At 74.4% G+C, this 22422-nt stretch carries 18 protein-coding genes and 1 pseudogene; 8 read left to right on the top strand and 11 right to left on the bottom strand.

Annotated elements, in window-relative coordinates:
• Positions 1 to 8: 8 nt before the first annotated feature.
• Together BMW99_RS11200 and BMW99_RS11205 are read right to left on the bottom strand one after the other, a co-directional pair.
• Positions 9 to 938 (bottom strand): NADP-dependent oxidoreductase, encoded by a 930-nt coding sequence (locus BMW99_RS11200; protein ID WP_069461972.1) that lies wholly within the window; start codon positions 936 to 938, stop codon positions 9 to 11.
• Between the two features lie 66 nt (positions 939 to 1004).
• Positions 1005 to 1739 (bottom strand): GNAT family N-acetyltransferase, encoded by a 735-nt coding sequence (locus BMW99_RS11205; RefSeq protein ID WP_069461973.1) that lies wholly within the window; start codon positions 1737 to 1739, stop codon positions 1005 to 1007.
• 252 nt (positions 1740 to 1991) lie between these two features.
• Here BMW99_RS11205 and BMW99_RS11210 point away from each other — a divergent pair, with 252 nt between their 5' ends.
• Positions 1992 to 2810, top strand: coding sequence for an SDR family NAD(P)-dependent oxidoreductase (locus BMW99_RS11210; protein WP_069461974.1), 819 nt, complete (start codon positions 1992 to 1994; stop codon positions 2808 to 2810).
• A gap of 75 nt (positions 2811 to 2885) precedes the next feature.
• Here the strand turns inward: BMW99_RS11210 and ku are convergent, their stop codons facing one another.
• A complete protein-coding gene (gene ku, locus BMW99_RS11215; protein ID WP_069461975.1) occupies positions 2886 to 3908 on the bottom strand; it encodes a non-homologous end joining protein Ku in 1023 nt (340 codons plus the stop codon).
• 49 nt (positions 3909 to 3957) lie between these two features.
• On the opposite strand from ku, the gene ligD reads away from it, so the two are divergent.
• Positions 3958 to 4848: a non-homologous end-joining DNA ligase gene (gene ligD, locus BMW99_RS11220; protein ID WP_069461976.1), complete on the top strand. Its 891-nt coding sequence runs from the start codon at positions 3958 to 3960 to the stop codon at positions 4846 to 4848.
• A 48-nt stretch (positions 4849 to 4896) separates the two neighbouring features.
• On the opposite strand, the gene BMW99_RS11225 is transcribed toward ligD, so the two are convergent.
• From BMW99_RS11225 to BMW99_RS40020, 3 genes are all read right to left on the bottom strand, one after another.
• Positions 4897 to 5388 carry a DUF1269 domain-containing protein gene (locus BMW99_RS11225; protein ID WP_069461977.1) on the bottom strand — a complete coding sequence of 164 codons (492 nt, stop codon included), beginning with the start codon at positions 5386 to 5388 and terminating at the stop codon, positions 4897 to 4899.
• Positions 5389 to 5478: 90 nt separating this feature from the next.
• Positions 5479 to 5907: a DUF779 domain-containing protein gene (locus BMW99_RS11230; protein ID WP_069461978.1), complete on the bottom strand. Its 429-nt coding sequence runs from the start codon at positions 5905 to 5907 to the stop codon at positions 5479 to 5481.
• A 378-nt stretch (positions 5908 to 6285) separates the two neighbouring features.
• Positions 6286 to 6501, bottom strand: a complete 216-nt coding sequence (locus BMW99_RS40020; protein WP_069461979.1) for an aldo/keto reductase — start codon at positions 6499 to 6501, stop codon at positions 6286 to 6288.
• A gap of 269 nt (positions 6502 to 6770) precedes the next feature.
• On the opposite strand from BMW99_RS40020, the gene BMW99_RS11240 reads away from it, so the two are divergent.
• Complete coding sequence (locus tag BMW99_RS11240; protein WP_143080524.1) at positions 6771 to 10223, top strand: tetratricopeptide repeat protein; 3453 nt, start codon at positions 6771 to 6773, stop codon at positions 10221 to 10223.
• A 170-nt stretch (positions 10224 to 10393) separates the two neighbouring features.
• Here the strand turns inward: BMW99_RS11240 and BMW99_RS11245 are convergent, their stop codons facing one another.
• Entirely contained in the window at positions 10394 to 14146 is a 3753-nt protein-coding gene (locus BMW99_RS11245) for a S8 family serine peptidase (protein WP_069466879.1), read from the bottom strand.
• Positions 14147 to 14394: 248 nt separating this feature from the next.
• Here BMW99_RS11245 and BMW99_RS11250 point away from each other — a divergent pair, with 248 nt between their 5' ends.
• Positions 14395 to 15363, top strand: a complete 969-nt coding sequence (locus BMW99_RS11250) for a helix-turn-helix domain-containing protein (RefSeq protein WP_069466880.1) — start codon at positions 14395 to 14397, stop codon at positions 15361 to 15363.
• A 105-nt stretch (positions 15364 to 15468) separates the two neighbouring features.
• Here BMW99_RS11250 and BMW99_RS11255 read toward each other — a convergent pair whose 3' ends face one another.
• Positions 15469 to 16209 (bottom strand): class I SAM-dependent methyltransferase, encoded by a 741-nt coding sequence (locus BMW99_RS11255; protein ID WP_075016724.1) that lies wholly within the window; start codon positions 16207 to 16209, stop codon positions 15469 to 15471.
• A gap of 167 nt (positions 16210 to 16376) precedes the next feature.
• On the opposite strand from BMW99_RS11255, the gene BMW99_RS11260 reads away from it, so the two are divergent.
• Positions 16377 to 17252: a patatin-like phospholipase family protein gene (locus BMW99_RS11260; RefSeq protein ID WP_075016725.1), complete on the top strand. Its 876-nt coding sequence runs from the start codon at positions 16377 to 16379 to the stop codon at positions 17250 to 17252.
• A 284-nt stretch (positions 17253 to 17536) separates the two neighbouring features.
• On the top strand, positions 17537 to 18517 hold the full coding sequence (locus BMW99_RS11265) for a 1-acyl-sn-glycerol-3-phosphate acyltransferase (RefSeq protein WP_245791367.1): 981 nt from the start codon (positions 17537 to 17539) through the stop codon (positions 18515 to 18517).
• 38 nt (positions 18518 to 18555) lie between these two features.
• Here BMW99_RS11265 and BMW99_RS11270 read toward each other — a convergent pair whose 3' ends face one another.
• Both BMW99_RS11270 and BMW99_RS11275 read right to left on the bottom strand, forming a co-directional pair.
• Positions 18556 to 19026 (bottom strand): DUF427 domain-containing protein, encoded by a 471-nt coding sequence (locus tag BMW99_RS11270; protein WP_069464419.1) that lies wholly within the window; start codon positions 19024 to 19026, stop codon positions 18556 to 18558.
• A complete protein-coding gene (locus BMW99_RS11275; RefSeq protein ID WP_069464418.1) occupies positions 19023 to 19289 on the bottom strand; it encodes a hypothetical protein in 267 nt (88 codons plus the stop codon). Before BMW99_RS11275 ends, BMW99_RS11270 begins: the two co-directional genes overlap by 4 nt.
• Before the next feature lie 328 nt (positions 19290 to 19617).
• Between BMW99_RS11275 and BMW99_RS42890 the strand changes: the two are divergent.
• Both BMW99_RS42890 and BMW99_RS11280 read left to right on the top strand, forming a co-directional pair.
• Positions 19618 to 19869 (top strand): annotated as a pseudogene (locus BMW99_RS42890) (MerR family transcriptional regulator); the annotation flags it as partial.
• 96 nt (positions 19870 to 19965) lie between these two features.
• Positions 19966 to 20676: a B12-binding domain-containing protein gene (locus BMW99_RS11280; RefSeq protein WP_322899699.1), complete on the top strand. Its 711-nt coding sequence runs from the start codon at positions 19966 to 19968 to the stop codon at positions 20674 to 20676.
• A gap of 83 nt (positions 20677 to 20759) precedes the next feature.
• Here the strand turns inward: BMW99_RS11280 and BMW99_RS11285 are convergent, their stop codons facing one another.
• A complete protein-coding gene (locus BMW99_RS11285) occupies positions 20760 to 22334 on the bottom strand; it encodes an MFS transporter (RefSeq protein WP_069464416.1) in 1575 nt (524 codons plus the stop codon).
• Between the last annotated feature and the right edge of the window lie 88 nt (positions 22335 to 22422).

The following is a 22422-nucleotide window of genomic DNA, read 5'->3' on the forward strand; positions in this document are numbered from 1 at the left end:
TGCTCCCGCTAGGGCCTGTCGGCGGAGACCTCGATGACCACCTTGCCGCGGGTGTGGCCGTCCTCGACGGCGCGCAGCGCCCGGTCCGCCTGGTCCAGCGGGAAGGTGCGGGTGACGAACGGGTCCAGGGCGCCCTCGGCGACCAGCGCCACGACCGCCTCCAGCGCCCGGGTGGTGCGCGCGCGGGTGACGGCGCTGCCGCCCAGCTCCGCGACGCCCGCCTTGTCCGCGACGCTGATCACCCGCCGCGGGTCGGCGGCCAACGCCGCGACCGCGCGCAGGGGTTCCCCGCCCACCAGGTCGAAGACCGCGTCGACGCCGTCCGGCGCCACCGCCCGCACGCGGTCCGCGACACCCGGCCCGGAGGCCACGTGCGCCGCGCCCAGCGACGTCACGAAGTCCGCCTTGGCCGCGCCGGCCGTCCCGATCACCCGCAGGCCGTCGTGCACGGCGATCTGCACGGCCGCCGAACCGACCCCGCCGCCCGCGCCGTTGACCAGCAGCGTGGCGCCGCGCGGCAGGTCCAGCTGCCGCAGGCCGTCCCACGCGGTGCCGCCCGCGACGGGCAGGGTCGCCGCGTCCGCGAACGAGACCGCGGCGGGCTTCACCGCGGCGGCGCCCTCCGGGAGCAGCGTGAACTGGGCGTAGGAGCCGGCCACCGGGTGCCCGAACACCTCGTCGCCCACCGCGAACCCGGTCACGCCCTCGCCCACCTCGGCCACCACGCCGGCCGCCTCGCGCCCGAAGACCCGGGGGAACCGCGGCGCGGGCTCTCCGGGCGCCGCCATGCCCTCCCGGCGCTTCCAGTCCGCCGGGTTGACGCCCGACGCGCGGACGGCGACCAGCAGTTGGCCGGGGCCGGGCACCGGCCTGGGGAGGTCGGCGAACGCCTCGGCCTCGGGTCCGCCGAACCGGTTGTACACGTAAGCACGGGGCATGGCTGCTGTCCTAGCGTCGGGAAACGGTGGTCCCGCCGCCGGCCGGCGGGACCACCGGTACGTCGATCATGCCAGGCCGTCCCGCGCGGGCACGGGAACGCGCAGGCTGTGGAAGTCGGTGGACCGCCGCGCGGTGAAGCCCAGCGACTCGTAGAGCCTGATGGCACCCGAGTTGACGGTCGCCGCGTGCAGGAACGGGACGTCACCGCGGGCCCTGATGCCCACGGCGACCTGCCGGACCAGCCGGCCGGCCAGCCCGCGGCCGCGGTGCTCCGGGTCCGTGCACACCGCGCTGATCTCGGTCCAGCCCGGCGGGCGCAGGCGCTCACCCGCCATCGCGACGAGCCGGCCGCCGTCCCGCACGCCCCAGTAGGCGCCCAGCTCGATGGTGCGCGCCAGGAAGGGGCCGGGCTGGGTGCGCGCGACCAGTTCCAGCATCTCCGGGACGTCGGCCGGGCCCAGCAGCTCCGCCGCCGCGTCGGTCTCGCCGCGCAGCGCGGGCGTGCCCACCATCTGCACGCCCGGCAGCGGCCGGCGGGCCGCCCACCCGTCGGGCAGCGCCCCGCCGCCGGTCAGCGGGAAGATGTTGCCGGGGCCCACCAGCCGGCCCATGTCCACCCAGGACCCCGGGTCACCCGGATCGGCCACCGCCACGAACGGCGCCACGTCCGTGTGGAAGCGCGCGGCACGCCCGGTGATCTCGGCGAAGTGCCGTTGCGGGCCGGCCAGCGCGGCCCACACGGGGTTGTCGAGGACGTGCGGAGCCGGGAGCCGGTCCTGGGGCGTGGCGCTGGTCGGCATGGTCGCCTGTGACTTCCGTTCGTTCGTGCCGGTGCGGGGCAGTGCGTGCTCGTGCGGGTCGTGTCGGGTCGGTGCGGGGCACCAACGGAGCGAACCCGGCGGCGGGCCCGCGCATTCCCGCGGTGCGCCGCCCGGATGTCCGCGTGCGCCCGCCGGTGCGCCGTCCGCGCCGCTGCGGGTGGAACGCGGCCTCTGCCACCATCGGTCCGGGATTCGGCCGACCCGGGCGATGGCCCGGCCGTGGGGGGACGCATGGACCGCAGATGGCTGGTGACCGGGTGCTCGTCGGGGCTGGGGCACGCCCTGGCTGCCGCGGCGGCGCGGGCGGGTGACCGCGTGGTCGCCTCGGCCCGCAGGCCGGAGGACGTCGGGGACCTGGTGCGGGCCCACCCCGGACGGGTGGTGGCGGTGCCCCTGGACGTGTGCGATCCGGCGCAGTGCGAGGGGGCGGTGGCCCGCGCCGAGGCGTGCTTCGGCGGAGTGGACGTCCTCGTGAACAACGCGGGGTCCGGCCTGTTCGGCGCGGTCGAGGAGGTCGCCGACGACGAGCTGCGGGCGCAGCTGGAGCTCCTGGTCGTCTCGGCCTGGCGGCTGACCCGGCTGGTGCTGCCCCTCATGCGGCGCCAGGGCGGCGGGCACGTCGTCAACGTGTCGTCGCTCGCCGGCCGGATGGGCTTCCCCGGGCTGTCGGCGTACACGGCGGGCAAGTACGCGCTGGAGGGGATGAGCCAGGCGCTGGCCGCCGAGGTCGCGCCGTTCGGGATCCGCGTGACGGTGGTCGAACCCGGGACGTTCGCCACCCGCTACGGGGCGTCGCTGGCGGTCGCGGCGACCAGGATCGACGCCTACGCGGAGGTGACCGCGCCCATGCGGGAGGGGTTGCGGGAGATGCGGGACAACCCCGCGCTGAACCGGCCGGAGACGTTCGCCACGCAGGTGCTGCGGCTCGTGGCCGCGGGGCGGGCACCGACCCGGCTGCCGATCGGTGAGGACGCGTACGCCTTCGTCGACGCCGTGGAGAAGGCCAACGCGCGGGAGCTGGAGGAGGCGCGGGCGTTCGTGGCCGGCTGAGCGCGCGGCCGGCCCTGCGTCCGCCGGACCGGCCGCGCGCTCAGCCGGCCCTCGCTTTCAGCGCCTCCCGCGCCGTCAGCCCGTCCTGCGGCGGGTGGCCTTCTTCGCGGCTGCCTTCTTCGTGGCCGCCTTCTTCGCGGGCGTCTTCTCCCCGGCCTTCCCGGCCGCGCCCGTACGGCCCGTGCTCGTGCGGGCGGAGGCCGCCTTCGCCGCGCTCTTCCCCGCCGGCGCCTTCCTGGCGGTCTTCTTCGCGGTGGCCTTCTTCCGCGACTGCGCGGACAGCTGGGTGACGGTGGCGCCTGGGGCCTCGCCGCCCTCCCCGTCCTCGGCGCCTCCCGTGGCCTGGTCGACCGACGCCTGGAGGGCGGCCATGAGGTCGACGACCTTGCCGCCGCGGTCACCGCTGGGCGCGGGCAGCTCGGTGCCCTCGATCTTCGCCGCCACCAGGGCCTCCACCGCCTGCGCGTACTCGTCCTGGTAGCTGTCCAGGTCGGCCTCGCCGAGGGCGTCGATGAGCGTGTCGGCGAGCCGCAGCTCGTTGTCGCTGATGCTCACCTTGCCCTTGGGGGCCGCGTCGGACGGCGAGTTGAGCTCGTCCGGCCAGCGCAGCGTCTGCAGGACGAGCACGTCGTCGCGCGGCCGGACCAGCGCCAGGTGCTCGGAGTTGCGCATCGCGAACTTGCCGACGGCCGCCTTGCCCGCCTTCGCCAGCGCCTCGCGCATCAGCACGTAGGGCTTGTCGGCCGCGGGGGAGGCCGGAGCGAGGAAGTAGGGGGTGTCGAGCTGCACCGCGTCGATCGCCGCCAGGTCCAGGAAGCCGCTGATCTCGATGGTCTTGGCGGTCGGCAGCGGCAGCGCCTTGAGATCGGCGTCGGTGACCTCCACCAGCTCGTCGTCGGGCGTCTCGAAGGCGCGGCCGATCTCCCCGGACTCCAGCACCTGATCGTCCAGCTCGCAGGTCTTCTGGTAGCGGACGCGGCCCTGGTCGGCCTCGTGGACCTGCCGGAAGCCGATCTTGTGGCTGGATACCGCGGACCCGAGCTTCACCGGGATGGAGACCAGGCCGAAGGCCAGGTTCCCCGACCAGACGCTGCGCATGGCGTGTCCTTTGCGTGTCCTTTTTCTCCGGCTATGGGATCTTTATGGTATGCCGATCACCGAGGTCGGGGGCCACCGGTTCAAGATCAGCCACCTCGACCGCGTGCTGTGGCCGCAGACCGGTACGACCAAGGCCGAGCTGCTGCACTACTACGCGACGGTCGGAGAGGTGATGCTGCCGCACCTCCGGGGCCGCCAGGTGAGTTTCGTGCGCACCCCGGACGGCGTGGAGGGGCAGCGCTTCTTCCAGAAACGCCCGCCGGCCGGTACGCCCGACTGGGTGACGGTGGCCGAGACCGTCCGCAACAGCGGCGAGACGATGGAACAGGTGCAGGTCGACGACCTGGCCACGCTCGTCTGGGCCGGCAACCTGTCGTGCGTGGAGATCCACACCCACCAGTGGCTCGCGGACGCGCCCGGCACCGCGGACCGGCTGGTGCTCGACCTGGATCCGGGCCCCGGCCGCACGGTCGTGGACTGCTGCCGCGTCGCGCTGCTGCTGCGCGACCGGCTCGCCGAGGACGGCCTCACCAGCTGGGCGAAGACCAGCGGTTCCAAGGGGCTGCATCTGCTCGCCGCGCTGCGCGGTGCGAGCCCGCAGTCGGCCAGCGACTACGCCAAGGCCGTGGCGCGGGAGCTGGAGACCCGCCACCCCGACACCGTCATCTCCCGGATGACCAGGGCCGATCGCACCGGCAAGGTCTTCATCGACTGGTCGCAGAACGCCGCCCGCAAGACCACCGCCGCCCCCTACACCGTCCGTGCCAGGGAGACGCCGACCGTCTCCACCCCGGTGTCCTGGCGCGAGGTGGCGGCCGCCGAGCGGCCCGAGCACCTCGGGTTCACCATCGCCGACGTGCCCGGGCGGATCGCCGTGGACGGCGACCTGATGGCGGGACTGCTCGATCCCGGCAGTGCCGGAGCGCTGCCGGGATCGTGAGGGCGGCGTGGGTGCCGGGCGGCGTGGGCGCCGGACGGGACGCGGCGGTCAGCTCTGCGCGCCGGCCAGGTGCTCGGCCAGCTCCTGCTCGTCCTCGTCGTTGAGCGAGGTCTTCAGCAGGGTGCCGCCGTAGGGGTGCATCGCCGCGGCGAACTTGTCCTCGGTGATCTTCGAGGCCATGATCACCACGGCCGTCGAGCCGGGCTTCAGCAGTTCCTGGACCTGGTTGCGGAACTGCTCGTCGATGCCGGACTTGCCCAGCTTGCCGAGCAGGCCGCCCATGGCGGCGCCGGCGAGCAGGCCGAGGCCCGGGACCAGGAAGAGCAGCCCGAAGACCGTCCCCCACAGCGCGCCGGACGCCGCCGAGACGCCGACGATCTTGCTCGGGGTGTCCACGTGGGTCTTGCCTTCGGCGTCGACCGACACGATGGCCAGCCCGTTGAGGTTGACCACGTAGTCCTTCTGCAGTGCCTGGACCTTGGCGTACGCGTCGTCGGCGACCTTGGGGTCGTCGTAACCGATGACGATGAGTTCGGACATGGGAGGGTGCCTCCTCGGTGAGGTCGGCTCGGAGAGCGACACCTGAACCTTATGTCCGATTTGTCGGGCCGGTCTACTCTGCCCGAGCGCTCACCCGGCCTCCGTCAGGGTCTCGCCGGTCGGGGGCGCCGGCTCCGCGTCCAGCAGCTCCATCTCCGCGTCGGTGAACAGCCGCGACCGCAGCAGGAAGCGCACCCCCTCGGGTGCCTCCAGCGAGAAGCCGCTGCCGCGCCCGGGCACCACGTCGACGGTCAGGAACGTGTGGCGCCAGTACGTGTACTGGCTCGCGCTCATCCAGAACGGCGTGTCCCCGGCGACCCGGCCGAGCAGCACGTCCGCCGCGCCGACCAGGAACTCGCCGCGCGGGTAGCACATCGGGGAGCTGCCGTCGCAGCAGCCGCCCGACTGGTGGAACATCAGCGGGCCGTGCCGGCCCGCCAGCCGGGTCAGCACGTCCTCCGCCGCGGGGGACAGCACGACGCGGCGCAGCGGCGAGGCCGCTCCGTCGGCGGCCGCCATCAGAAGCCCCCCGGCGCACAGGCGGCCTGTGGCCGTCCTGGCGGCACCGCCGCCGCGGGAACCGCCCGGATCATCGTCGTGGCCGGCTTCTGGGCCGGGGCGTTGCTCGAGGACACCGTCGCCTCCTGTGCTGCTCGCCTGGCTGATGTCGACGAGGGGTGCGCCCGGTCGGGTCTCCCGCGTGCCTGGACCGGCGGACGCCTGCGATCCCTCCTGCCGCCGGCCACGACGCACGGAGCACCCCTGCGTCGGCGGGGTGGACGTCCCCGGATCGTAGGCCGAAGTCGTCGCCCACGGAACACCCCTCGCGCCGGTCCGCGCCCGGCGCACCCACCGCCGACCCCGCCGGCCGCACCGCACCCGGGCCCGCTCAGGCGGTCACGCCGCCGGGAAGAGTTCGTCGAGCCGGGCGGAGATGTCGGACGTCCACCCGAACCGCACGGCCTCGTGGACGCCTTGCCACTGTGGCTCCTTGCTGACACCGATGATCGGGGCGGCGACCAGCGGGTGGTTGACCAGCCAGGCCCGTGCCAGGCCGGCCGGTGTGACGTCGTGGGCGGCCGCGAGCCGGTCGAACTCCTCCGCCCGCCCCATCAGTTCGGGGTCGCCCAGGAACTCGCCGACTGCGCCGCGAGTTCGCCGCCGCCGTCCGCACCGGCGTGCCCACCTCGCTCGACGCGGCCCGCGGCCTCCACCTCCACCACCTCATCGCCCCGCGGAGTCCCTGGCCGTGTGAGCCGGGGACCCGCCGCGGCACCGCCCCCGCGACAGCGCGGCGAGACGCTGCCGTACGCGCCTCAAGGGGGCCGCGGATCGACGCTGTTCACGCCTCATGGCCGGCCGGTCGCGGTGATGATGGTGCGGTGAGTGGCGACACGGGGAGCGACGGCGTCCGACGCCCGCGGAAACTGACGCGTGCGGTCGTCGGGCCGGGCCCGTTGCGGGAGCTGAAGGACCTGCTCTACGAGGTCTACACGGCCGCCGACGCGCCGAGCCTGGACCTGATCGCCGCGGCCATCCGTGCGGACGACACCTTGACCGGGGCGCCCAGCCGGGACACGATCCGCCGGTGCATCAGCGACCCGAGCCTGCCGGCCCATCAGGGCGACGCGGTGGCGGTCGCCGTCGTCCTCTGCCGCCAGGCGCGTTGGGGCGCCGGCGCCGCAGGCGACGTGGCCTCCCGAACCGCCGGCCTGTGGCTCCGGGCCCGCCTCGTCAACCCGCCTGGCAAGCCGTTGAGCACGGTGAGCGATCCGTTCGCCCTGGAGGTGCACCCGGCGGTCAGCGCCGACCGGATCCACGCGGCCCGGGCCCTGCCGGTGTTGCCGGTGTACGTCGAGCGGGACCACGACGCCCGGCTGCGCGCCGTCGCCGAGGAGGCCGTGCGCGGCGCGAGCCGGATGGTGGTGCTGACGGGCGGATCGTCCACGGGCAAGACCCGCGCCTGCTGGGAAGTGCTGCGTCATCTCCCCGACGGCTGGCGGCTGTGGCACCCGTTCGACCCCACCCGCCCCGAGGCGGCCCTCGCGGCCGTCGAACACCTCGTCCCGCGCACCGTGGTGTGGCTGAACGAAGCCCAGCACTACCTGCTGACCGCCTCCGACCTCGGTGAGCGCCTGGCGGCCAAGCTCCGCACCCTGCTGGACGATCGGGGCCGGACTCCGGTCCTGATCCTCGGCACGATGTGGCCCGAATACTGGAACACCCTCACCTCCCCGCCCCGCCCCGGAGCGCCGGGAGATCCCCACGCACAGGCGCGGGCCCTCCTCGTCGGCCACGACCTGCCCGTCCCCCCGGCCTTCTCCGAGGCCGACCTGCGCGCCCTGGCCGAACGCGCGGGCGGCGATCCGCGCCTGGCGCACGCGGCCGGCCATGCCGAACAGGGCGCCGTCACCCAGTACCTGGCCGGTGCCCCCGCACTGCTGGACCGGTACCGCACCGCGCTCCCCGGAGCGCGGGCGCTGATCGAGGCCGCCATGGACGCGCGACGCCTCGGCCATGGCCCGGCCCTGCCGCTGTCCCTTCTCGAAGCGGCCTCCGCGGGCTACCTCAGTGACACCGAGTGGGACCTGCTCGACGAGGACTGGCTGGAGCAGGCCCTGGCCTCCACCGCACAGGCGCTCCGGGGCGCCCGAGGTCCCCTCACCCGGATCCGGCCCCGTCCGGGACAGGCCGCTCTCGACCAGCCCCATTACCGCCTCGCCGACTATCTCGAGCAGTACGGCCGCGCCCGCCGGCGCACCGCTCGCACTCCGGCGGCCCTGTGGAACGCCCTCATCGACCACGCCGCCGCGTCCGACCGCCAGGCGCTCGCCGACGCCGCGGCGGAGCGCGGACTGCTGCGCCTCGCCCTCGAGCTGTACGCCAGGGCCGCCGAGGCCGGCGAGGCCGGCGCCCTCGGGCAGGCCGCCTTCCGGCTGGCGAAGGCCGGCCGGCTGGACGAGGCACTGGGCTGGTACGAACGGGCCGCCGGCGCCGGCGACACCGCCGCCCTGCGCGTCGCGGCCCGCCGTCTCGCGGAAGAGGACCGGCTGGACGAGGCGCTGGGCTGGTTCGCGCGGGCCGCCGGCGGCGGCGACCCGGAGGCGCTGGGGCAGGGGGCCGCCTGGCTGGCGAAGGCCGGCCGGTCGGACGAGGCGCTGACCTGGTACCAGCGGGCCGTGGACGCCGGCGACCTGGGCGTCCTGTGCGACGTGGCCGTACTGGTGGCGTCGGCAGGCCGGCTGGACGAGGCGCTCGACTGGTACGCGCGGGCCGCGGACGTCGGCGACACCGCCGCGTTGGAGGAAGCGGTCTACTGGCTCCGGCACGTCGGCCGGTCCGAGGAGGTGCCGCTCTGGTGGCAGCGTGCGGCGGAGGCGGGACACGTCGTCGCCCTGCCGCAGGCGGCCGCGGAGTTGGCGAAGGCCGGCCGGGTCGACGAGGCGCTGACCTGGTACCAGCGGGCGGCCGACGCGGGAAGCGCCACCGCCCTGTTGCGGGCGGCCGCTGAGTTGGCGAAGGCCGGTCGGGTCGACGATGCGCTGACCTGGTATCAGCGTGCGGCCGACACCGGTGACACCCTTCCCCTGCGCCGGGCGGCCGCGGAGCTGGCGGAGGCCGGCCGCGTCGACGAGGCGCTGACCTGGTGGCAGCGTGCGGCCGACGCCGGAGCGACGAGCGCCTCCTATCAGGCGGCCGCGGGGCTGGTGACGGCCGGCCGGTGGGAGGAGGCGCTCGACTGGTACGAACGCGCCGCCGGTACCGACAGCCCCTACATCCGGGGGAAGGTGATCGAGGCGTTGGCGGTGTCCGGGAGGTGCGCGGTGGTCACCGCCTGGTGGCGGCGCGTCGGGAATCCCGCCGACACCCCCGTCCTCCGCGGCGCCGCCCGAGAGCTCGCCGATGCAGGCCGCTGGGACGAGGCGCTGGCCTGGTGGCGGTGCGCCGCGGACGCAGGCGACACCGGTGCCCTGTGTCAGGCGGGCCACCGGCTGGCGGACGCGGGCCGGGTCGACGAGGCGCTGGACTGGTGGCGGCGCGCGGGTGACGCCGGCGACACCCACGCCCTGGAGGAGGCAGCCGACCGGCTCGCGAGGGCGGGCCGGCTGGACGAGGCGCTGACCTGGTACCGGCGCGCCGCCGACGCCGGACACGTCGGCGCGCTGGGGCCGGCGGCCTCCCGGCTGGCGAGCGCCGGCCGGTGGGAGGAGGCGCTGGCCTGGTGGGGGCGTGGCGGTGAACGGGGCGATGCGCGTGCCCTGTGGTGCGCGGGCAGCCGGCTCGCGGAGGCCGGGCGCCTGGACGAGGCGCTCGCCTGGTTCGAGCGGGCGGCCGGCGCCGGCGACACCGAGGCCCCGCGCACGGCTGCCCTCCACCTGGTGCGAGCCGAGCGCTGGGAGGAGGCGCTGGGATGGTGGCGGCGGGCCGCCGACGCCGGCGACATCCAGACCCTGCACTCGGCTCCCGTGTGCCTGGCGCGGTCCGGCCGGTGGGAGGAGGCGCTGGTCTGGTGGCAACGTGCCGCCGACGCCGGTGTCGGCTCCGCCCTGCGGTCGGCGGCCGAGCAACTCGCCTCGGCCGGCCGGCTGGAGGAGGCGCTCGGCTGGTTCGAGCGGGCGGCGGACTCCGGTGACCGCGACGCCCTCCGGTACGCGGCCGTGCGGCTGGCCGGCACCGGGCGCCTGGACGAGGCGCTGACCTGGTTCGAGCGCGCCGCCGACGCCGGCGACACCGATGCCCTGCGGGTCGCCGCCAGGCACTTGGAACGCGCCGGGCGCACGGGGGAGGCCGACCACCTCCGGCGCTACGGACGGGAACCCCGGGGAGTCGTGTGACCGGCCCCGGCAGCGCGCCACGGCACGTGCGGATCCCGGACGCCCCGCGGCACCCGGCGGCTGTTCCCGGCTCGGACGTCAGCCGCTCCAGGGCGGGCCGGCGTCCGAGGGGCCCGTCCGTGGCCACCTGACCACGGACGGACCCCCGCGGGCCGGGACGCGTCGCCGCCTCAGCGCAGGCCGAAGGCCCGGATCACGGTCTGGTCGACCGCGTTGCCCGCCGAGTCCTCGGCGGTCGCCCGCAGCGACACGTAGGACGCGGTGTGCGGGGCGTCGAGGCGGTACCTGCCGTCGCGGTCACCGACGGCCCGGTGCCAGGTGGCGCCGTCGTCGTAGGACACCTGCAGGGTGACCGCGCCGATCCTGCCCGCGCCGGCCGCGCCCGGCAGGTGCGCGGCGGTGACGGAGAGGGCGTCGTGCCGCCCGGCCCGCCCGGCGGAGTCGGTGCCGATCTCGTAGTCGAGCTGCACCAGCGGCAGCACCGCGGGGGAGCCGTCCGCCGTCGCCTGCGAGGTGAAGTCCCACTCGGTGCGCGTGCGGGAGGAGTACGGCGTGAAGTCCACGGCGCGCTGACCGGTGACGACCAGCCGGTAGGGCAGCTTCCCGGCGCCGGGCGCGGTGCCCGAGACGTTGGTGAAGTTCCCGGTGCCCAGCTGCGTCGTGCCCTGGTAGAGGGTCTGCTGCTGGCCGGCGGCACCGTCGATCTGGCTCATGCCGACGTGGTTCCGGCTGCCCCAGGCGGGGGCGTCGATGTACAGGCGGTCGCCGGTGCGCGTGGGCAGGCTGTAGTCGTCGTTGAGGTACGGCCGTTCGATCGGCTTGAACCACTCCTCGGACTGCGTGCTGCCCGGCCGGTAGGACGTCTTCGCCCCGGCCTCGAAGACCAGGCCGTCCGCGTACGCGCTCTGGCTCCAGCTGGTGTCACCGCCCGTGGAGACCCAGTCGGTGCGCTTGCCCCGCACCGGCTCCGGCATCATCTCGCCGATGGCCCAGTTGTTGTAGGCCGGCCAGTCGAAGCGGAACTCGCCGCCGGTGCTCCCCGGGGCCGGGCTGGCGAAGGTCTCGTCGACCCGGGCGAGGTTCCGGGCGGTGCCCTGGACGACCAGGCCGTTCGGGATCTCGTTGTGCCAGGTCCGGTCCAGGTCGTAGACGTACGGGCTGACGGGCTCGGAGTCGACGGTGACCGCGGCGCCGCGAACCTGGGCCTGCCCGACGAGCTTCTCGCCCTCGTCGGTGCTGAGCAGGGCCACGTCGAGCGGGACGGCCGGCGCCCCGAACGGCAGGTTGTAGCGGCGGAAGCCGCGGCCGTCGGTGTTGTTCACCACGAGCATGAGCCGGGCGCCCGCCGCGATCGCGGCGGCCGCCTGGTCGATGTCGCTGACGTCGTCGTTGCGCCGGACCACCACGGCCTTGCCGCGCACGTCGAGTTTCGCGTAGTCCGCGCTCGCGCCCTCGCCGGCGAAGACCAGCGGGAGCGTGCGCCGGCCGGTGGGCAGCGGCGTGACGCCGTCCTGGCGCAGGACGTCGGTGAAGTCGGTCGTGCGGGTGGAGACGGACAGCGCGGGCTGCTCCTTGCGCCAGCGGGCGGCCAGGTAGAAGTCGCCGTGGGTGACCTTGTGGGTGGTCGGCTGCGCCCAGAGGCTGTCGTAGTTCGTCTGGGTCTCCATGTAGTCCCGCCAGTTCTGGCCGCCCATCTGGCGGGTGTAGTCCAGCCGCTGGTAGGTCGTCTCGGTCCGCTGCGGGGCCGTCATGTCGACGCGGCTCACCTTGGACGCGTCCAAGGTGACGGTGGTGTCGCGGTCCAGGTAGACGTCGGGGTCGCCGAGCAGGGCCATACCCCAGGAGTGGGGGCCGTGCACGCCCTGCACCGTCTTGAAGGACAGCACCGAGTACGTGTCCCTGGGCAGGAACATCTGCCCCGTCCCGGAGTCGTCGACGACCACGAACTGCGGGCTGTCGTCGCCCGACCTGAGCAGTTCGACGACGCCGGACATGGGCCGGCCCTGAGCGTCCTTGAACGTCATCGTGAGCTTGTGCTCGACATACCCGAGGGAGACGGCGGTGTGCGCCGCGACCTTCCCGGCCGCGTCCTTCGCCTCCACCTGGCCGGTGTACGTGCCGTCGGCGGTGACGCCGGAGCCGTCGATCGTCACGGTGACGCCGGCGGTACCGTGCGCGGGCACGACGACCCGGGGGGCGGAGAGCCGGAACATCCCGGCGGGAGCGTGGGTCGCCTCGACCGACAGCGCGAGAGTGATCGGCGCGTCCGTGAGGTTGGTGTAGGTGACCGGGCGCTGCACGCCGCCCGCGGGAGCGTCGGGAACCTGCGCGGCGTAGGCGGTCGCCGTGGCGATGACCCCGGCGTGCGAGGCCGCGGCGACGTCCACCCGGCCGCTGCCGGCCTGGAACGCGTCGTACTCCGGGGTCTGCAGGGAACTGCCGGCCAGCAGGTCCTTCAACTGGCTTCCCGTGAGGTCCGGGTGGGCGGCGGCCATCAGCGCGGCGGCGCCCGCCACATGGGGCGTGGCCATGGAGGTGCCGCTCATGGTCTGGTAGGCGCCCAGACCGTTGCCGTCGAACTGCGAGTTGGCCGCGAGGACGTCGACGCCGGGCGCGGTGATCTCCGGCTTCAGCGCGCCGTCCACGCGGGGGCCCTGGCTGGAGAAGTCGGCCACCGAGTCGGTGGAGTCGACCGCGCCCACGGTCAGCGCGTCGGTCGCCGCCCCCGGTGAGCTGATGGTGCCGGGCGCACCCGCGTTGCCGGCGGCGACCACGAACAACGCGCCGGTCTGGGTGCTGAGCTGGTCGACGGCCTGGCTGAGGGGGTCGGTTCCGTCGGACGCCTGGCCGTCGCCGAGGCTCATGTTGATGATCCTGGCGTGCCGGTCGACCGCCGCCCACTGCATGCCGGCCAGGACCCAGGACGTCTGCCCGGAGCCGTCGTTGCCGAGCACCTTGCCGATGTCGAGGCGGGCGCCGGGGGCGACGCCCTTCTCCGCGCCGCCCGAGGCCGCGCCGGTGCCGGCGATGGTGGAGGCGACATGGGTGCCGTGGCCGGCGTAGTCGTCGGTGTTCTCGTCCGGGACGAAGCTCTGCCGGCTGGCGATGCGGTCCGCCAGGTCGGGATGGCCCGCGTCGACGCCGGTGTCGAGGACGGCCACGTCCACGCCCTGCCCGGTGTTGCCGGCCGCCCAGACCTGCGGGGCGCCGATCTGGCGGGTGCTGTCGGCCAGGTCGGCGTGGACGCGGCCGTCCAGCCAGATGTGCGCGATCCCGTCGCCGAACGACGGCTTCGCCGCCTGCTGCCGGGCCCCCGCGGTCGCGGTCGGCTTCGCGGTCACGGAGGTCCAGAAGTCCGCGGCGTGCGCGCGGTCGGCGGTCAGGGCGGCGCCGTTGACGGCGTCCAGTGTGCGGACCTCGGTCGCCCCCGCGGGGACGGCGGCCGCACGGCGCGCGGCGGACGGGTTCGTGTAGGAGACGATCAACGGCAGCCGAGCGCGGTGCGCGTCGTCGTACCCGTCCGCGATCAGGCCCGTGACGTTGAACAACTGCCGGTCCAGGATGCCCTGGGCCACGTACGCCAGAGTCGACTCTGGATACACGTAGAGGTCGTCGCCCGACGTCAGGACGTGGGCCTGCACCGGACGTCCGTCCGCGCCACGGACACTGACGGTCCCGCCGGACGTGCCGTCGGTGCCGGGGCTCTGGCGGGTCGTGACGACGTCACCCGTGATCAGCGTGACGGTGTGGTCACCGGCCGGAACGCGGTCGGACGCGGCTTCGGCCGACGCGGCGGACGGGGTGGCGGCGTCGGAACGGGTGACCGATGGTGTCAGAGCCCTCGCGCTGTACGGGCCGGCCAGCGCGAGGACCAGCGCACCCGCGGCGACCGGCACACTCCAGCGTTTGCGGCGTGCTTTCACAGGGTGTCTCCCGGCTTTGCGGTCGGGCAGAGCACGGTCGTCCTCTGCCGTCCAACTGGCGCCGCCCGGCCGGTCACTGGCACCGGGGTTGTCCGGAGTCGAACCTTTGGACGGCGTGAACGTTCAGAGTGAAAACTTGTGAACGAGGAATGTCTAGATCAGACTCATGTCGTACATCGCCAGTTGGCGAATCGCGCCACGGCCGTCCCGGCGCGCTCGCCGGGCGAGGGCCACAGGGAGGGCAGCCGGTGCTGAGCACCCTGGGGATCAGCGAGTTCGACGAGCGGGTGTACCGCGCCTGTCTGGCCAAGCCGGACCGGGCGGTCGCCGAGCTCGCCGAGAGCCTGGGCACCTCCCCGGGCCGCGTCCGGCACGCGGCGGGCAGGCTGGTGGAGTTGGGCGTCCTCCGCAGGGAACGGCCCGGCCAGTACCGTCCGGTCAGCCCGCAGACCGCGCTGAGCGCGCTGCTCGCCAAGCGCCGGAACGAAACCGAGGCCGCGTTCACCGCCGTGTGGGACACCGTCGACGACCTGGCGGGCGAATACCGCGCCAACCGGCTGCAGGAGGATCCGACCGGGCTCGTGGAGGTGATCACCGGCGAGGACGAGATCACGCTGCGGGTCGCCGAACTCATGCAGTCCGTGCGCACCCACTTCTGGGTCCTGGACCGGCCGCCCTATCTCGGCGTCTACAGCACCGAGTTGGAGGAGGAGCTGACGATGGACCTGCTGGGTCGCGGCGTCGACATCCGGTCGGTCTACACCCCGGAGGCCCTGGCGCATCCGGACCGCTTCGAGTTGATCACCCGCCTCGCCCAACTCGGCGAGCAGGCACGCCTCCTGCCGTCCCTGCCCTTCAGGCTGCGCATCATGGACCGCCGTGTCGCGCTGGTCGCCCTGGTCCCGGGACGCTACGACAGAATCGCGGTCGTCCACCGGTCGGGGCTGCTCGACGCGCTCCTCGAACTGTTCGACACCTACTGGCGGCGCGCCCAGTCCGTCGTGGCGGTCGCCCCGGAGACGCCCGACGGCCCCAGCGCGCAGGATCTGCTGCTGCTCAAACTGCTCCAGGCCGGCTACAAGGACCAGGCGATCGCCCGCCAACTGGGCACGAGCGCGCGCACCGTGACCCGCCGCATCGCGGCGATCGCGTCCGGACTCGGCCTCGACACCCGCTTCCAGGTGGGGGCGGAGGCCGCGAAGCGCGGCTGGATCTGACAGCCCGGCGCCCGGCACCCCGCCTCGCGCGGGCCGACGTCGCGCCCGCGCCCGCGGACCGGCCATGGACGGTCGTGGACGCTGCCCGGCCCGGTGACGCGCCGCCTACAGGTCGGCCACGAGAAGCCGGTAGCCGACGTCGAGCGCTTCGCGCTGGAGCAGGTCGGCATGGCGTTCGTGCCACCGGCCCGTCGACAGGTCGTCGGCCAGCCGGGCCAGGCCCGGACCGAGGACGTCCTCGCCGGTCAGGGCGAGCATCGAGATGCCGGCTCGCACGTGCGGATCGAGGTACGCCTCGGGCCGGCGCCAGAACGCGGCCCCGAATCCGTCGGTGCAGTCGTGCGGAACCGGGACCGCCTCGACGCGGGCTCCTCCCAGCAGCGCGACCAGCCGGCCGATCGGTACGGCCCGGGTGCCGTCGAAGGCGGCCACCTCCGGCAGGTATTCCGCCAGCAGCCAGAATCCGCGGAAGACGGTCTGGTCCCAGGTGAGGACGACGACGCGTCGCCGGGCGATCCGACGGAGCTCCGCGACACCGGCTTCCAGGTCGTTCCAGTGGTGCACGGTCAGCAGTGCCATCACCGCGTCGGCCGAGTCGTCGGCCAGGGGGATCGACTCCGCGGACGCCTCCAGGGCCGGCGCGGATGCCTCGGGCCGCTGGGCGATCATCACGGAACTCGGCTCAATCGCCCACACCGTGTTCGGCGGCTCGTAGGAACCCGTCCCGGCCCCCACGTTGACGACGGTGCCGGCGTCGCCGAGTGCCTCGTGGATCCTCGCAGCGATCCGGGAGTCCGGTCGCCGTGTCCGGCCGTAGGTCGCACCGATGCGGTCGTACGTCGCCACAGCGGCAAGTATCCCTCGTCCAGAGCCCGTTCGTGCCTCGGAGGCAGGTAGAGGTCACTCCCTGGGTGACCAGTCTCCCGGCTGCCGTCGGCGACCGCCTCCGTGGTCGCCGAACCTGGCTGAGGCGCGGGCAGGTTGGGGGAGGGGATGGGGGGAATCCGCCCTGCATGGAGGAGCACAAGACGCGTGAGGTGGCGGGTCCGGCGTTCGTGCTGGGGGGTGGCGGGGCGTTGGGTGCGTACGAAGTCGGCATGCTGAAGGCGCTGTTCGCCGCGGGGATCCAGCCGGCGATGGTGCTGGGGACGTCGGTCGGCGCGATCAACGGCGCCGCGGTGGCGGCGGAGCCGTCGGCGGCGTCGGTGGGCCGGCTGATCGACCTGTGGACGGGCCTGGGCCGTGCCGGGGTGTTCACCGGGTCGCTGATGCACCGGGTGAGCACCGCGGTGCGCAGCCGCACCCACCTGTACGCCCCGGCACCGCTGCTGGACCTGCTGCACACCCACCTGCCGGTGGGCCGGATCGAGGAACTGGCGGTGCCGTTCCAGTGCGTGGCGGCCAGTATCGAGCAGGCCGCCGAGCACTGGTTCACCCGCGGGCCGCTGGACGAGGCGGTGCTGGCCTCGTGCGCGGTGCCGGGGCTGCTGCCGCCGGTCGCCGTGGCGGGCGAGCACTTCGTGGACGGTGGCCTGGTCAACAGCATTCCGGTGGGGCGCGCGGTCGCGCTCGGCGCCCGGGAGATCTACGTGCTGCAGGTCGGCCGGATCGAGCAGCCCCTGACGCCGCCGCGGCTGCCGTGGCAGGTCGCCGCCGTCGCCTTCGAGATCGCCCGGCGGCACCGCTTCGCCCGCGACATGGCCGACCTGCCCGGCCACGTCACGGTGCACGTCCTGCCCAGCGGTGCGGCGCCCGGGGAAGCGGCCGCGGGTCTCGGCCAGTTGCGCCACAACGCCTTCGGCCGTACCGCCCAGCGCATCGAACGTGCCTACGCCGCGTCCTCCCGGTACCTGGAGACGCTCCCCGCCGTGACGGGAGGCCGCTCGTGACGGGCGCCACCGCCGGCGAACCGGTCCCGGCGGGAAACGTCGAACCCGAGACGGGGGACGGCAGACCCGACGCCGACCACGAGCCCGGCCCCGCCCGCGAGCCCAGCCGCGACCCTGGCCCCGGGGCGGATGCCGGCCCCGCGGACCCCGCTTCCGTAGCGGTCCCGCCCCAGCGTCCGGCAGGCGGCACCGGCGACACCGCGGGTACCGACGGCGAGCCGCCATGCCCAACACGCCTGGCTCCGACACCAAGGGAAGCCGCCGGCACCCTCGTGCGCCGGACGGTGACCCTCGCCGTGCTGCTGGCCCTGATCCCGGCGGCAGCCGTCCTGCTGGTCGCCGTGAGCGTCCTGTCCGCCCCGGTGTCCCTGGTCACGCGCGGCCCGTGGCGCCCGGTCCGCATGGCCGCCTTCATCCTCGGCTATCTGACGGCGGACCTGGCCGGCGTGCTGGCCGCCGCCGCGTACGCCCTGCGCCACCCCGGCTGGGCACCGGAGGCGCGGGCACGTCGCACGACGCACGCCTTCGCCCTCCTGGCCCGGCTCCTGACCCTGCTGCGCCGCGCCGCGGAACGGCTGTTCCACCTGGAGGTGCGGGTCACCCCCGCGCTGCCGCCGACCGCCCCCGACGTTCCACTCGTCGTCCTCATGCGCCACGCGGGGCTGGGGGATTCGTTCCTGCTGCTGCAGATCCTGCTCGCTCAGGCGCACGTGCGGCCCTTCACCGTGCTCAAAGGGGCGTTGCGTGCCGATCCGTGCCTGGACGTGCTGCTCGGCCGCGTCCCGCACTGCTTCCTGCCGCCGGCCCGGGGCACCGCCCCGCAGGCCGTGGCGACGCTGGCGGCCGGCATGCGGTCGGGCGACGCGCTGGTGATCTTCCCCGAGGGCGGCAACTTCACCCCCGGCCGTCACCATCGTGCCGTGGCCAGGCTGCGCAGGCTGGGGGAGTACCGCCGGGCGGCGCGCGCGGCCCGGCTGCACTACGTGCTGCCGCCCCGGAACAGCGGGAGCCTGGCGGCGCTGGCCGCCGCCCCCGACGCCGACGTGGTCTTCGTCGCCCACGCCGGGCTCGACGTCATCGCGTCCCCGCGCGCGGCCTGGTCGTTCCTGCCGTTGCGGCGCAGGGTGCGGGTGCACTGGTGGCGGATCGCGGCCGCCGACATCCCCCGCGGCGATGCCGCGCGCGGCGAGTGGCTGCTCTCTCAGTGGGAGCGCATGGACGCGTGGACGGCCGCCCAGGCCGTCCCCGCCACGCCCCACGTCTGACGCCCGGGCCGCGTTCGTCGCGCGGCGGACGCGCGAGGTCACCAACCGGCCGTCCCGGGCGCGCCTTTGAAGGGGCCCGTGACGCGGGAGGTGATCCAGCCGCCGTAGAAGTCGCCGGGCTGCGGGACCACCAACTCTCCGTCCACCGTGCACCGGTCCACCTTCGACGGGTAGAACGCCACGTGGTCCGTGAGGGTTTCGAACCCGGGTGACGGATCCGCGTAGCTCCAGGCCGCGTCTTCGAGCCACCAACCCGCGCCGTGGACGTGCCAGTAGGTGGCCCGGCCCTTCCACTCGCACCAACTGGTGTGCCGCGAAGGGGTCAGCTCCACGTGGATGTCCTGGCGCGGCACGTAGAACACCGGAGGGTGACTCGTCTCCAGGACGCGGACCGCCCTCGTGGTGTCGGCCACGACGTCGCCGGAGTGCTCCACGACGACGCGGTCGTGGCAGGCCAGCGCCACCGGCGGCCGCGGGTAGTCCCAGACCGATTCGGCCGCGTCGCTCAACGTGACGCTCCGAACGGTTCGGCGTCCACGGTCATCGCGTCGCGGCGGGGCTTCTCGTACGTGGAGAGCGCGAGACCGAGTCCGAAGAAGGTCGGCGCCCACTCGCCCACGAAGATGCCCCAGCGGTCCGCCCGGTCCACGCCGGCCGCCTCGCCCCGCATGGACACCGCCCAGGACAGGACCGACAGGCCGATCGACGCGAAGGCCGCGGCGTAGGCGTGCTCACTTCGAATGCCGGAGTCGTGCAGCTTCTCGACCAACATCACCGTGCTCCGTCTCTTCGGAACCATCGAGCTCTGGCCACTCCAGCCTCGGACACCGGAGGGGAGGGGGCGAGTCGCATCGTTGGTGCGTCGATTCGCCCCTGCCCGTCGGCGGCTCTTCCGTCCCGCACGCGGCACCGCGGCGCGACGGCCCGCACGGGACACGTCCTCGGTGAACGTCGCACGCCGGTACGCGGTGTGCGGCCGAGCGGGCGGCCGAGGGGCGGCGGACAGGGCGGGCAGGAGGTCCCGACCGTCCGACGCCCGGGGGCGGGGCGCTCCAGCCCCGGCCCGGGACCGCATCGGTCGTGAATCGTATAATGGGGGCATGAGTGGGCATTCCGGACGTCTCGCCCAGCGGTCCGGTGGGGATGCCGAACGAGCGGCCGTCACCACGGGCGCACTGGCACGGCACGTGGGCGTCTCGCCCACGACGCTGCGCACATGGGATCGCCGCTACGGTGTCGGCCCGGAAGAACGGACGGACGGCAGGCACCGTCGATGGGCCCCCAGGGACGTCGCCGTTCTCGAGGACATGTGCCGGCTCACGGCCGCCGGCGTTCCCCCGGCCGAGGCGGCGCGCGTGGCCAAGCGTCGCGCAGGGGATGCGGCGGCGAAGGACGCGCCTCGCACCCGCGGTACCGCACCACGCGCCAAGGACTCGCGACCGCCCGATGTGAGGCAGGAGACGCGCGGACTGATCCGTGCGGCGATGCGGCTGGACTCCCCGGTCATCGAGGAGTGCCTGACCGAACTCGTGCGCCGGAACGGTGTGGTGTTCACCTGGGAGCAGGTGATGGTGCCGGCACTCAGGGCCGTCGGCCGCAGATGGGAGCTGTCCGAGGACCGCTACGTGGAAGTCGAGCACCTCCTCGCCTGGCACGTCTCCGGCACGCTGAGGGCGGTGGCCGCGCCGGCCGCGCACGCCCACCGCGACTCGGTGCCCGCGCTGTTGAGCTGTCTGCCCGGCGAACAGCACACGCTCCCGATGGAGGCGCTGGACGCGGCACTGTCCGAACGCGGCATCCCCAGGCGCACGTTGGGCGGGTCGGTGCCCGCCGACGCCCTGCTGAGCGCGGTCCGCCGCATCGGTCCCGCGGCTGTCGTGCTCTGGTCCCAGACCCACTCCACCGCTCACCCCCGGCTGGCCCGGCGGGTCGCCTCCACGCAGTGGGGCGTCCGGGGGGCACGCCGCGGACCGATGGTGCTGCTCGCGGGCCCGGGCTGGGGGCGGGCCGACGAGTGCGCCGACCTGGTGCGCTCCCACGACCTGCGCCACGCCCTGTCGATCGTGGAGCAACTGGTCCTGACCTCCGCCGTCTCCACCGAGGCTCGACAGGCCACGCTCGCCGGTACGCGCTCACCGACAGGCGACGCTCACGGGTAGGCGCTCACGGGTAGGCGCCCACGGGGACGCACTCACCGGTACGCGTGCACCTATGCGCCGCGTTCGCCCGCACACCGCCGGGCTCAGCCCCGCTGTCCCCTGGGCATCGCGGCGGAACGTGCCGGAGACGTCGCGGCCGCGCCGGCGCGGGCGGTGAGGGGGGCCGGCGGAAGGCGGCCCGGCAGGGCGAGCGCGAGGAGTGCGCCTGCCGCGCAGATCACGGCGGCCACGACGCAGGCGGTATGGAAGCCGTGCATGAAGGAGGTCTGCACCGCGCTCAGCAGATCCGGGCTGCGGGACCCGCGTGCCGTGTCCAGCGCCGCGGCGACCGAGCCGCGTGCCGCGGACTGCTGCGCCTGGGGCAGGTGCGCGAAGCCGGTCGTGGCGAGATGACCGGTGTACAGCGACGTGAAGATGCTGCCGAGGACGGCGACCCCGAGGGTTCCGCCGGTCTCCCGGGTGGCGTCGTTGACCGCGGAGCCCAGGCCCGCCTTGGCGGGAGGCAGCACGCTGAGGATCGACTCCGTGGCGGGCGCCGTCGTCATGCCCAGCCCGAGCCCCATGAGGACCATCTGCCCGACGACGGCGGAGTAGCCGAGGAAGGCGGGGGACAGGGCGATCCATCCGTAGGCGCAGCCGAGCAGCAGCAATCCGCTCACGACGACCGCGCGCGTGCCGACGCGCTTGACCAGGGTGACCCCGGCCACCGATCCGACGGCGATGCACAGCGCCACCGGCAGGATGCGCACGCCGGTGGAGAGCGTCCCGTATCCGCGGATGAACTGGAAGTACTGGGTGACCAGGAAGATGAACCCGAAGAGCGCGAAGAAGGCGATGGTCACCGATCCGCTGGCGGCCGAGAACGCGGGCGTGCGGAACAGCGAGACGTCGATCATCGGCCGGGCACGCCGGCGCTCGACGAGGACGAAGGCCGCCGCCAGACCGGCGGTACCGGCGAAGCCCGCGGCCGTCTGCGGCGCGGTCCAGCCGCGGGTGGGTGCCTCGATGATCGTGTAGACGAGCAGGCCGACCGCCGCGGACGACGTCAGCAGGCCGGGCGGATCCAGCCGGGCGTCCTCGGGGCTGCGGGACTCCGGCACGACCCGCCAGGCCGCCACGAGCGCCACCAGGCTGACCGGGACCAGCGCGAGAAACACCGACACCCAGCCGAAGTGGGCCAGCAGCAGCCCTCCGCACACCGGGCCCACCGCCACGCCCAGTCCGGTGACCGCGCCCCACAGGCCGATGGCCTGGGCCCGCTCGCGCCGGACGGGGAAGGCGTTGGCGATCACGGACAGCGTCGTCGGGAAGATGACCGCCGCACACGCGCCCATGGCGAACCGCAGGGCGATCAGCCCGCTCGGGTCGGAGACGGCCGCGGCGGCCGCGCTGGCGAGCGCGAAGCCGCCCAGGCCGCACAGGAGGGCCGGCCGCCTGCCGAAGCGGTCGCCCAGGGAGCCGGCGACCAGGACCAGGGACGCGAAGGCCAGGTTGTAGCCGTCGACGATCCACTGGAGATTCCTGGTGCTCGCGTGCAGCTCGCGACTCACCGACGGCAGCGCGACGTTCACGATCGTGGTGTCCAGGTTGATGGTGAACGCGGCCAGGCAGGCCACCGCGAGGACGAGGGACGGGCGGACGGTGCGCGGGGAGGACACGGTCGCCTCCGCAGCATGTTGACAATGGGTACATATGCCACTGTTCCACCTAAAATGGACAGCGTCAACATCGGCCCGGGACGAGGAG

The sequence above is a fragment of the Actinacidiphila rubida genome, from assembly GCF_900110255.1.
In the GTDB taxonomy this organism is placed as follows: domain Bacteria; phylum Actinomycetota; class Actinomycetes; order Streptomycetales; family Streptomycetaceae; genus Actinacidiphila; species Actinacidiphila rubida.

Bases quoted from the DNA above. Each gene is read 5' to 3' on its own strand.
- BMW99_RS11200 (WP_069461972.1), bottom strand. From the start codon at position 938: ATGCCCCGTGCTTACGTGTACAACCGGTTCGGCGGACCCGAGGCCGAG.
- BMW99_RS11205 (WP_069461973.1), bottom strand. From the start codon at position 1,739: ATGCCGACCAGCGCCACGCCCCAGGACCGGCTCCCGGCTCCGCACGTC.
- BMW99_RS11210 (WP_069461974.1), top strand. From the start codon at position 1,992: ATGGACCGCAGATGGCTGGTGACCGGGTGCTCGTCGGGGCTGGGGCAC.
- ku (WP_069461975.1), bottom strand. From the start codon at position 3,908: ATGCGCAGCGTCTGGTCGGGGAACCTGGCCTTCGGCCTGGTCTCCATC.
- ligD (WP_069461976.1), top strand. From the start codon at position 3,958: ATGCCGATCACCGAGGTCGGGGGCCACCGGTTCAAGATCAGCCACCTC.
- BMW99_RS11225 (WP_069461977.1), bottom strand. From the start codon at position 5,388: ATGTCCGAACTCATCGTCATCGGTTACGACGACCCCAAGGTCGCCGAC.
- BMW99_RS11230 (WP_069461978.1), bottom strand. From the start codon at position 5,907: ATGGCGGCCGCCGACGGAGCGGCCTCGCCGCTGCGCCGCGTCGTGCTG.
- BMW99_RS40020 (WP_069461979.1), bottom strand. From the start codon at position 6,501: ATGGGGCGGGCGGAGGAGTTCGACCGGCTCGCGGCCGCCCACGACGTC.
- BMW99_RS11260 (WP_075016725.1), top strand. From the start codon at position 16,377: ATGGAGGAGCACAAGACGCGTGAGGTGGCGGGTCCGGCGTTCGTGCTG.
- BMW99_RS11275 (WP_069464418.1), bottom strand. From the start codon at position 19,289: ATGTTGGTCGAGAAGCTGCACGACTCCGGCATTCGAAGTGAGCACGCC.